The sequence below is a fragment of the Actinophytocola sp. genome (assembly GCF_050699935.1).
Classification (GTDB): domain Bacteria; phylum Actinomycetota; class Actinomycetes; order Mycobacteriales; family Pseudonocardiaceae; genus Actinophytocola.
Window position 1 is genome coordinate 23452 of record NZ_JBOHGB010000071.1, and the last position, 10788, is coordinate 34239.

A 10788-nucleotide genomic window follows, 5' to 3' on the forward strand; every position below is an offset into this window, starting at 1 on the left:
CTTGGGGGCGGCATGGCATCGTTGTGGGCGATGTCGATCCCCGGCCTCGTGGTCCTGCTCGTCGTACTGGCGGCGCTCGAGCGGTTCGCCTTGTGGGCCGGCCGCCGCAGTTGGCTGCCCGGGCGGGGTGACCGCACCAAGACGACCGTCTCCGGCGCGGGGATCGAGGAGCTCGGCGCCTATTCCACGCCGGCAAGCGTGCGGAACTCGAGCATCGCAAGTCCGAACTCGTGTTACCGGAGAGCGAGACCAGCGGCGATCCCCGGCCGGCCCGTTCATCCTGCGGCGGCCGAGGACGACGAGCGCTAGCTGAGCCCGGCGTGGGTGTCGAGGAAGTCGTCGACATACGCCCACGTCGTCGTGCGGGCGCCGCGGCCGGCCAGTACGCCCAGGTGGCCGCCGGGGGCGGTCTCGAAGCGTACCTCGGCGGCGTTGTTCAGCACGTCGACCAGCTTGCGGACCGCGCGCTGCGGTGCGATGCCGTCACCCGTGCCGGCGATCACGAGGACCGGCGCCTTCACCTCGCGCAGGGAGATCCGCCGGCCGCCGAAGTCGACCTCGCCCTCGGCGAGATCGTTGGCGCGGAAGAACCGGTGGTACATCTGGCCGAACGTGCGCCCGGGATAGGCGATCATGTTGTCCGTGAAGCGATCCACGGCCTCGAGCTGCGCCAGGTAGTCCCGATCGTCCAAATGGGACAGTATGGCGTAGGGCTTGGTGACCAGCTTGTCGAACGCCGAGAGCTGGAACGCCCGCTTCACCAGCGCCCGCGGCGCGCCGCCGAGCAGCCGGTACACCGGCGTGAGGATCCAGCCGTTGGTGAGATCGGCGAGCGGCTTGATCGGAGCGATGAGCGGGATCGCGGTCATGTCGATGGGCGCCGCGACGGTCGTGATCGAGGCGATCGGCAGGTCCGGCCGGTCGGCGTGGGTGAGCAGGGACAGGATCCCGCCGAGACACCACGCGACGACGTGCACCGGCGCGCCACCCGCGTCCGCGCTCACCGCTCGCACTGTGCGCGGGAGCACCTCGTCGATCCAGTGCTCCAGCCCGAGCCGGCGGTCGGAGAAGCTGACCGTGCCGTAGTCGACCAGGTAGAGCCGGCGGCCACGGTCGACCAGGTGCTCGGCCACGCTGCACCCCCGCCGCAGGTCGAAGCACAGCGAGGGCGCGGCGAGAGGCGGCACGAGCAGCACCGGGTCGCCGCCTGGGTCGCCGCCTGGGTAAGCGCTGAACCGGTACACGAACCGGTTCGGGCCCTTGTCGATCAGCGTGCGCGGCATCGGCCGCAGATCGGCCACCCCGCCGCGCAGCACCCTGTCCCGCACGTTCTCCGCGGCGTCCGCGACCCAAGTCATGAGCCACATCCTGCGCCGAGCCGAACGCCGCTTCAACCGCGAACCGCCGGTCTACGATGCCGGCATGGCATCAACCGAGCGGCCAAGCTGGGCACCGGACGCGATCGACCTCGAGCGGCCGAACGCCGCCCGGATCTACGACTACCTGCTCGGCGGCGCGGCGAACTTCGCGCAGGACCGGGCGTTCGCCGAGCAGCTGCTCACGATGATGCCCGAGGCCCGCTCGGCGGCCCGGTTGAACCGCGCGTTCCTGCGGCGGGCGGTGCGGTTCTGCGTCGGGGCCGGCATCCGGCAGTTCCTCGACGTCGGCTCCGGCATCCCGACCGCGGGCAACGTGCACGAGATCGCCCAGCGGATGGACCCGTCGTGCCGCGTGCTGTACGTGGACACGGAGCCGGTCGCGGTGAAGCACAGCGAGCTGATGCTGCGCGACAACGACCGGGCCGCGGCGATCCGCGCCGACCTGGTCGACCCGGACTCGATCCTGAACTCCGACCTGGCCCGCCGCCTGCTCGACTTCGACGAGCCGATGGCCCTGCTGCTCGTGTCCATGCTGCACTTCGTCCCCGACGAGGCCGGGCCGTTCGAGGCCGTCGCCCGGTACGTCTCGGCGATGGCGTCGGGCAGCTACCTGGTGCTCTCGCACGGCATCGAGATCGCGCGGGAACGGGCGGACCAGGTCGGCAAGCTCTACGAGCAGAGCCCGACGCGCGGCGTCGGGCGGCGGTTCGAGGACGTCGAGCGGTTCTTCACCGGCCTGGAGCTGATCGAGCCGGGCCTGGTGTGGACGCCGCAGTGGCGCCCGGAGTCCCCCGAGGACGTCGGCGACCACCCCGAGTCGGCCGTCATCGTCGCCGGCGTGGCCCGCAAGCCCTGACTCGCGAGTCCGCAGCGTCGGACTCGCGGGTCCGGAACGTCGGACTCGCGGGTCCGGAACGTCGGACTCGCGGGTCCGCAGCGTCGGACTCGCGGGGTTACCAGGTGGGGCGTAGGGGCATGTGGGCTTGGGTGCCGTCGAGCCGGACGCCGAGCATCTGGTGCAGTTGCACGGTGTTGCGGTCGAAGCCCAGCCGCGAGCCGGCCAGGTAGAGGCGCCACACCCGTGCCCGGCTCATGCCCACCTCGCGGACGGCCTCGTCCCAGCGCTCGTCGAGGTTGGCGCACCAGCGCTCCAGCGTCTTCGCGTAGTGCTCACGGAGGTTCTCCGCGTGCCGCACCTCGAAGCCGGCGTCGTGCATCTGCGACATGAGGTGGCCGGGGCTCTCCAACTCGCCGTCGGGGAAGACGTACCGGTTGAGGAAGCCGCCCACCTTCGCCGGCTGCGCGTTGTCCGGCCTGGTGATGCAGTGGTTGAGCAGCCGCCCGCCCGGGCGCAGCCTTGCGTGCAGCGAGCGGAAGTACTCGCCCAGGTGCGCCTTGCCGACGTGCTCGGTAAGGCCGATCGAGCTGACCGCGTCGAAGCCGGACTCGGCCACGTCGCGGTAGTCCTGGTGGCGAATCTCGGCGAGCTCGGTCAGGCCCGCCTCCGCGATCTCCTTCTGACCCCACTCGGCCTGCTTGCGCGACAGCGTCACGCCGAGTGCCCGGACGCCGTAGTGCTTCGCCGCGTGCACCACCATGCCGCCCCAGCCACAGCCGACGTCGAGCAGCCGCATGCCCGGCGCCAGGCCGAGCTTGCGCGCAACGAGGTCGTGCTTGGTCCACTGTGCCTCCTCCAGCGAGGAGTCGGCGTCCGGGTAGACCGCGCAGGTGTAGGCCATCGACGGGCCGAGGACCCACTCGTAGAACCGGTTCGACACGTCGTAGTGGTGCGTGATCGCCGCCTGGTCGCGCCGCTTGGAGTGCTTGCGGCCGTGCAGCCGCGACTCCGCGTCCGGCCGCCGCGTCGGCCACCACAGCCGGTACGCGCCCAGCTTCACCATGAGCTCCGCGCCCACACTCGGTGGGATGCCCTCCAGCGTGGCGGCCGACATGCTCGCCAGCGCCGTGTACATGTCGCCCTGGATGTCGAGCGTGCCGCTCACGTACGCCCGCGCGAGGCCGAGCTCGCCGGGCGCGGAGGCGAGGTGGGACAGCGCGATCGGCGACCGCACCACCACCCGCGCCGGCGCGTCCGGATCACCGGCCGTGCTGCCGTCAAAGGCGTGAAACTCGAGCGGAGCGTCGCGCCCGATCACGCGCTCGAAGATCTCGGCCAGCCGCATCGTTCGCTCCTTCCCGTCCCTCACTGGTTCCCGACGCACTTCGCGTACAGGTCTGGGAACCGCCCCTTCGGGTCGTAGGTCTTCTTCAGCCGCCTGTAGGTCTCCCCGTCATAGCGCTGCCAAAACTCATCCTCGGCGAAGTACGAATCCGAGTACAGCGACTTATGCCCACCCAATCCGGTGACCTTGCTCTCGATCAGGCGATTGTGCGTACCGTCCACCTGACCCGGTCGCAGCGGGACGGTCGCCCAGAAGCCGACGTTCACGAACAGCCGGCCGGGCTCCATCGGGTACAGCGGCCAGCCGGCCGAGTCGCGCAGCCGGACCGGGCAGAGCCAGACCGGCCGGATGCCGATCTCGGCGTCGAAGAACTCCAGGAACTCGGCCAGCCGTGCCACCGGGACCTCGATGTCCTGGATGACCGCCTCCCGGGCCGGCTGGTTCAGGAGCTTCGCCACCCGGGCGGACAACCCGTGCCGACGGTCGAACGCCACGATCCGGCGGTACACGTCCGACCGCAGGTAGCGCCGGGGCCACAGCCGGCGCACGACCGGGTGCTGCGCGCCGAGCGCCTTCGAGCACCAGAACCAGTCGGTGTCCCAGCGCCACAGGTAGTCGCGCACCGTGAGGTGGTCGGTCGCCCGCTCCCGGATCGAGCGGTAGTAGATCCGCTGTCCCGTGTAGTCCGACACGGCGGGCGCGTGGTCGGCGAACGTGCCCAGCGTCAGATACAGCTCCTCGCCGGAGAACACCGTGCCGTCCACGAAGTCGGCGCCGTCGGCGCTGGCCTCCTCGATGGCCTTCGCGCAGGTGGCGGCGTCGGAGTAGCGGACGTGCCGGAGCTCGACGTACGGCTTGACCGGCTGGAGCTCGATGCGCAGGCGCAGCGCGTAGCCGAGGGTGCCGTAGGAGTTGGGGAACCCGCGGAACAGGTCGCGGTGCTCGTTGTCCGGGCGGGCGAGCACGACGTCGCCGTCCGGGGTCAGGATCTCCATCTCCAGCACCGACTCGTGCGGCATGCCGTTGCGAAAGGAGCTGGACTCGATGCCGAGCCCGGCGACCGCGCCACCGAGCGTGATGGTCTTGAGCTGCGGCACGACGTACGGCATCAGGCCGCGGGCGAGGGTGGCGTCGGCGAGGTCCTCGTAGGTGGTCATGCCGCCGACGTCGGCGGTGCGGCCGTCGACGTCGATGTCGACGACGCCCGCGAAGGCGCTGACGTCCAGGGCGTTCGCGGGGGGCGGCTCGCGGAAGCGGAAGAGGTTCGAGGTGGGCTTGGCGAGCCGGATGGGTGATCCGTCCGACTGCGTGACGAGCTGTGCCCGAAGCGCGTCCACGGCCTGGTCATGGGCGATCCGTGCAGGTGAGTAGCTCACCCCACGATGCTAACCCCGTTTCCGCGGCAAAGTTCGCAGCGCTAATGGACCGACTGGTCGGCCCGGTATTCCGCGAACAGCTCGGTCACGTAGGCGAGGAACAGCCCGGCCGCGCCGACGACGCCCTCGATGGGATGCAGCTGGGCGAAGCCGTAGGCCATCTCGCAGCCCTTGTAGGACGGCGCCGACTCGCGGACGTCGGTGAACCAGTCGTAGAACGGGACGCGTGCCTTGGCCAGCTCGGGATGGATCAGCGGCCCGAACACCGCGAGCAGGTCGAGCGCGACGGGCCGGTTGCGCAGCGCCCAGCGATAGGTCTCGGAGAACTGGTAGAAGCGCTCCTCGACATCGGTCGCGTACTGCCCGTGGCTTTCGGCCAGTGCGACGCCGTGCTCGGTGGAGGCCTGCTCGGCCTCGCTCCAGGCCCGGTCGTGCTCGGCCCGGGTGGCCCAGTCGCCGGTGATGTAGGTGGCCCACTTCGCCGAGCCCGGGTTGCCGAAGTCGCCGCCACCCTGGCCGCGCGCGAGCGCGAGCCCGCGCTCGATGCCCTCCACGATGCCGGCGTCCACGTAGGACGCCCAGGTGCCCGGGGCGCCGAGCTGGTTGTCACGGAAGAAGGTGATGACGCCCTCGATGTTGCGCCACCGGTCCGCAACGCCGAGCTCGGCCCCGGGGCCGCTCTGCATGGCCCGCACGAACTCCAGCCGCTCGGCCATGGTCATGAGGTCGATGTCCGCGGCCGTGCAGTCGAGTGCCGCGGCGCAGTCGGCCGGTGTCCGCCGCTCCTGTGCGGCTCCCGCCGGCACGGCGACGACCATGGCGAGCAGTCCGGCGATGGACAGGAACAGCAGGATCCGCCGGCGCAGGGACATCCGCACTCCTCATCTCGGCTGTCGAGTGAGCAGGAGCCTACTGACGGGTATCGGTCCCCGGTACAGCCTTCCGTAGCAAACCCGGCGCTACCGCAGGGCCGGCGCCCCGCCCACGATGGGCAGCGAGACGGAGCTGCGAGCCGGGTTGACGGTGAGCCGGGTGCCCGGCAGCGGCCGCAGCGTGTAGTGCATGTCCGTGGACACGACCACCAGCCCGATCCGGTGCCCGGCCGCGAACACGTAGTCGTCCGGCTCCAGGGGCCAGGTGAACGTGTACTCGCGGCCCTGCCGGATCGGCGTGCTGTGGGAGCGGGACTCGCGGTTCTGCACGTCGGTCCACCCGCGAGTCACCATCGTCGCCGTGCCGTCCGGGGCGTAGTCGACCACCACGGCGGTCAGGTTGGCGGCGTAGCGGTTGTCCACCGACGCGCGCAGCGACACCGACGGCGTGCCGCTCAGGTGCGCGCTCGACGCCAGCGGCTCCGACACGTACCCGAGCCGGTTCGGGTGAGCCGTGTCCGGGCCGGGCAGCAGGTCCACGTCGGTGTCGAGCTCCCGGCCACGATCCACAAAGGACTGACGCGGGCCCGGCCGTGGCCGGTCCGACAGGGTTCCCGGCTCGGCCGCGTCGGTCGCGCCGAGATGCAGCGTGGCGTCGCGCGAGCCCGGAACCGGCCAGTCGGCGTACTTCTCGTACGTTCCGTCCGGACGCTGCACGTCGGCCATCGGCTCGGACATGATGCCGTTGTCCACACCGAACAGCCAGTGGTCCATCCACCGGTTGAGCGTGCGCTGGTAGTCGGTCGTCCCGCGCGGGCCGCCGTGGCCGTCCTTGTGCAGCCAGATCTTGCGCGGCACGTCGTACCGTTCGAGCCGCGACCACCACGAGGCGTACGCCGTCCCCATGACGTTGTAGTCCTCGAGACCGTGCACCACGAAGACGCTCGCCTCGACGCCGCGCGCCCGGTGCAGGTAGTCCCGCGCCCGCCAGTGGCGGTTGTCGTCGCCGGTGGTCCGGTCGGCGTACCGCAGCAGCGCGTCCGTGACCGCCCGGCAGTGCTCCAGGCGCGGGCCCTCGATGAGGAACGCCAGCACGTCGAGATCCTCGCCCTGGAAGGCGTTCTCGCCCACTCCGGACCGGCTCGAGTGCGGCGCGCGGACCAGCCCGTTGGCGCGGTAGTAGTCGTACCAGCTGGAGATGGCCGACACCGGCACGATCGTGCGCAGGCCCTCGACCCCGGTCGTCGCCACCTGGTTGGGCAGCGTGCCGTTGTAGGACACACCGGTCATCCCGACGTCACCGGTGGTCCAGTCCGCGGTCACCGGTTCGCCGGCCTCGTTCCAGGCCGGCGCGCGTCCGTTCAGCCAGTCGATGACGGCTTTCGTACCAAGTGTCTCGTTCATGTCGCCGACCGTCGGGCAACCGTCGGAGAAGCCGGTGCCGATGCTCTCGCCGAGCACGACGGCGTACCCGCGCGGCACCCAGTAGTCGTCCAGCGACCCCGGCAGGTCCGGCGCGGGCCGGGCGGAGAACGCGTCCCGGGTGGACCCCTGGCCCTGCGCGCGTGGCCGGATGCCCTCCTGCGGCAGCACGTCGAAGTCCACGTTGTGGTTCTCCGCGTCGCCGCCGTTGTACCGGTACGGGCTGTGCTCGAAGACGACCGGCACCTTGATGTCCCGCGACTCCGTCTCCCCGGGACGCGACAGCCGCAACCGCACCCGGTCGAGCCTGCCGTCGCGGTCACTGTCCACCGAGGTCCGGACGAACAGCGTCTCCTCGATCGCGTTCGCGAGGTCGAACTGCGGCTGGCTGACACCGTCCTCGACGCGCAGCCACGGCGGCGGCTCCGGCCGGTCGGCGGCGTGCGGCTCGGCCGTGGCCGGCGTCGCCGCGACGACCGTCACCAATGCCGCCACAACGGCGATGAGCAGGGCAAACCGGCGGGACAACCGCATGACAGCCTCCGACGCGCCGCGAGAGTGACAGCCATCGTACGGCCGGCAACCGTTGGCCGGACAGCGCCGAAGTCGGTGACTTTCGGATCGGCTCCGACTTTCGGGTGTTGGTCTCCGGGCCAGACGTGGTTTAGCATTGCCAACGCAAACCCCTCCTCGGAACGGTGTTTGCGACTGGCCTCGGCGGCCGCCACCGCCGGGGCCCTCTTTGAACCGGGCGGTGGCGTCGAGGCCTTTCACGAGCGGGCGCCCGGTGCTCGCGGCATTGTGTACGTTCGTATTCGCCGGTGAATCGCTGGCCCTGGTCCTGACTGTGGACGACCGGACGCGCTCAGCGCAGTCCTAGCTCGCGCGCGATGAGCATGCGCTGCACCTCGCTCGTGCCCTCGCCGATCTCCAGGATCTTGGCGTCGCGGTAGAAGCGGCCGACCGGGAACTCGTTCATGAAGCCGTACCCGCCGAAGATCTGCGTGGCGTCGCGGGCGTTGTCCATCGCCGCGTTGGACGCGACCAGCTTGGCGATCGAGGCCTCCAGCTTGAACGGCTCGGCACGCTCCATCTTCGCCAGTGCCGCGTAGTAGGCCAGCCGCGCGGTGTGCGCCCGCGCCACCATGTCCGCGATCTTGAACTGGATCGCCTGGTATTGCCCGATCGCCCGGCCGAACGCCTCCCGCTCGCCGGCGTAGCGCACGCACTCGTCGACGCAGCCCTGCGCGAGCCCGACCGACACGGCGGCGATCGCGATGCGGCCCTCGTCCAGGATGGACAGGAACTGGGCGTACCCGCGGCCGCGGGTGCCGAGCAGGTTCTCCTCCGGCACCCGGCAGTCGGCAAAGGACAGCTCGCGGGTGTCCGAGGCGTTCCAGCCGACCTTCGAGTACTTCCTGGACACCGTGAACCCCGGCGTGCCCGACGGCACGAGGATCGTGGAGATCTCCTTGCGACCGTCAGCTGTCGTGTCGTCGACACCGGTCACCGCGGTGACCGTGACCAGGCCCGTGATGTCGGTGCCGGAGTTGGTGATGAACGCCTTCGAGCCGTTGATCACCCACTCGCCGTTCTCGAGCCGCGCGCTTGTCGCGGTGGCGCCGGCGTCGGAACCGCCACCGGGCTCGGTGAGGCCGAAGGCGCCGAGCATCTCGCCCGTGCACAGCCTGGGCAGCCACCGCGCCTTCTGCTCGTCGCTGCCGAAGCGGTACACCGGCATGGCGCCGAGCGAGACACCGGCCTCCAGCGTGATCGCCACCGACGAGTCGACCCGGGCCAACTCCTCGAGCGCGACGCACAGCGCGGTGAAGTCGCCGCCCATGCCGCCGTGCTCCTCCGGGAACGGCAGCCCGAACAGCCCCATCCGGCCCATCTTCGCGACGATGTCGTAGGGGAACTCCTCGCGCTCGTAGAAGTCGCCGATGACGGGGGCGACCTCCTCGCGCGCGAACTCCTCGACGGTCTTGCGGAGGGCCTCGTGCTCCTGGCCGAGCCTGAAGTCGATCATGATGTGCTACTCCTCAGGTGGGGTCACCACGGCAAGGGGTTGGTTCAGGGCGACCTGTTGGCCCGCCCGTACGTTCAGCTCGGTGAGTACCCCGTCGACCGGCGAGGTGACGGTGTGCTCCATCTTCATCGCCTCGACGACGACCAGCGGCGTGCCGGCCGTGACCGCGTCGCCGACGGCCGCGCGCACGACCAGCACGGTGCCCGGCATGGGGCTGGTCACCGGCCCGCCCGCGGCGGCGGACGCGGACTCGCTCTCCAGCAGCGAGTGCTCCGCCACCGCCCAGGTGCTGCCGTGCGCGGCGAGCCACAGGGTGTCGGTGGCCTCGTCGAGGGCGCGTCGGAACGCGGTGACCCGGCCGCCGAAGCTCACCACGAGCCGGCCGTCCCCGCGCCGGGCCGAGGCGGGGACGGGCTCGGCGTCGCCCACGCTGACCGTCGCGCCGGACGGGTCGCCGGTGACGCGCACGGTCACCTGCCGGTCGCCGCACGCCAGCTCGAAGGGCGTGCCGGCCGCGCCGCCGAGCCGCCAGCCGTTCGGCACGTCCCAGGGATCCACGACCTCACCGGCCGGCACCAGCCCGATCAGCTCGTCGAGCGCGGCGGCGGCGAGCACGACGTCCGGCACGTCCACCCCGGTGAGCCCGGCGAGCTTGCGCTCGACGAGCCCGGTGTCCAGCCGGCCGGCCACGACGTCGTCGTCGGCCAGCAGCGCGCGCAGGAAGGCGACGTTGGTGCCCAGGCCGAGTATCGCGGTCTCGCCGAGGCTCGCGGACAGCCGGCGCAGCGCCGCGTCCCGGTCCGGGCCCCACGCGATGACCTTGGCCAGCATGGGGTCGTAGCTCGAGCCGACGACGGTTCCCGGGTATAGCGCGGAGTCCACCCGCACGCCCGGGCCGCGCGGCTCCGCGAGCGCGAGCACCGTGCCGCCGGTCGGCAGGAAGTCGCGCGCCGGGTCCTCGGCGTAGACGCGGGCCTCCACCGCGTGCCCCCGGATGTCCACATCGGACTGCCCGATGGCGAGCTTCTCGCCCGCGGCGACCAGGAGCTGCTGCTCCACCAGGTCGATGCCGGTGACCAGCTCGGTGACCGGGTGCTCGACCTGCAGCCGGGTGTTCATCTCCATGAAGAAGAACTCGTCCGGTGCCTCCGTGGACACGATGAACTCGACGGTGCCCGCGCCCTGGTAGGCGACCGACCGCGCGACGTCGGCGGCGGCCTCCCCCATGCGCGCCCGCTCCGCGGGGGACAGCAGCGGCGAGGGCGCCTCCTCGACGATCTTCTGGTGCCGGCGTTGCAGGCTGCACTCGCGCTCGCCGAGGTGGATCACGTTGCCGTGCGCGTCGGCGAGCACCTGGATCTCGATGTGCCGCGGGTTGGCCACGAACCGCTCGACGAGCAGGGTGTCGTCGCCGAACGCGCCCAGCGCCTCGCGCCGGGCGGACTCCAGCGCGCCGCGCAGGTCCGCCGCGCGCTCGACCCGGCGCATGCCCTTGCCGCCACCGCCGGCCGATGGCTTGACCAGCAC

Annotated in this window: 9 protein-coding genes; 2 read left to right on the plus strand and 7 right to left on the minus strand. The window is 71.3% G+C overall.

What is annotated here, in order from left to right; all coding sequences use genetic code 11:
* Positions 1-12 precede the first annotated feature (12 nt).
* On the plus strand, positions 13-309 hold the full coding sequence (locus ACRDTB_RS22210) for a hypothetical protein (RefSeq protein ID WP_431433141.1): 297 nt from the start codon (positions 13-15) through the stop codon (positions 307-309).
* Here the strand turns inward: ACRDTB_RS22210 and ACRDTB_RS22215 are convergent.
* Positions 306-1358, minus strand: a complete 1053-nt coding sequence (locus ACRDTB_RS22215) for an alpha/beta fold hydrolase (RefSeq protein WP_431433143.1) — start codon at positions 1356-1358, stop codon at positions 306-308. The two genes, ACRDTB_RS22210 and ACRDTB_RS22215, sit on opposite strands and share 4 nt — an antisense overlap.
* Positions 1359-1422: 64 nt before the next feature.
* Between ACRDTB_RS22215 and ACRDTB_RS22220 the strand changes: the two genes are divergently transcribed.
* Positions 1423-2235, plus strand: a complete 813-nt coding sequence (locus ACRDTB_RS22220) for an SAM-dependent methyltransferase (protein ID WP_431433145.1) — start codon at positions 1423-1425, stop codon at positions 2233-2235.
* A gap of 97 nt (positions 2236-2332) precedes the next feature.
* Here the strand turns inward: ACRDTB_RS22220 and ACRDTB_RS22225 are convergent, their stop codons facing one another.
* From ACRDTB_RS22225 to ACRDTB_RS22250, 6 genes are all read right to left on the minus strand, one after another.
* A complete protein-coding gene (locus tag ACRDTB_RS22225) occupies positions 2333-3562 on the minus strand; it encodes a class I SAM-dependent methyltransferase (protein ID WP_431433147.1) in 1230 nt (409 codons plus the stop codon).
* Positions 3563-3582: 20 nt separating this feature from the next.
* Positions 3583-4938: an FAD-binding oxidoreductase gene (locus ACRDTB_RS22230; protein WP_431433149.1), complete on the minus strand. Its 1356-nt coding sequence runs from the start codon at positions 4936-4938 to the stop codon at positions 3583-3585.
* Positions 4939-4979: 41 nt separating this feature from the next.
* A complete protein-coding gene (locus tag ACRDTB_RS22235) occupies positions 4980-5810 on the minus strand; it encodes a hypothetical protein (RefSeq protein WP_431433151.1) in 831 nt (276 codons plus the stop codon).
* Between the two features lie 87 nt (positions 5811-5897).
* Entirely contained in the window at positions 5898-7766 is a 1869-nt protein-coding gene (locus ACRDTB_RS22240; RefSeq protein WP_431433153.1) for a Xaa-Pro dipeptidyl-peptidase, read from the minus strand.
* Positions 7767-8097: 331 nt separating this feature from the next.
* Positions 8098-9261, minus strand: a complete 1164-nt coding sequence (locus ACRDTB_RS22245; RefSeq protein WP_431433155.1) for an acyl-CoA dehydrogenase family protein — start codon at positions 9259-9261, stop codon at positions 8098-8100.
* A gap of 6 nt (positions 9262-9267) precedes the next feature.
* On the minus strand, positions 9268-10788 hold a 1521-nt coding region (locus ACRDTB_RS22250), incomplete at its 5' end, for a biotin/lipoyl-containing protein (RefSeq protein ID WP_431433157.1).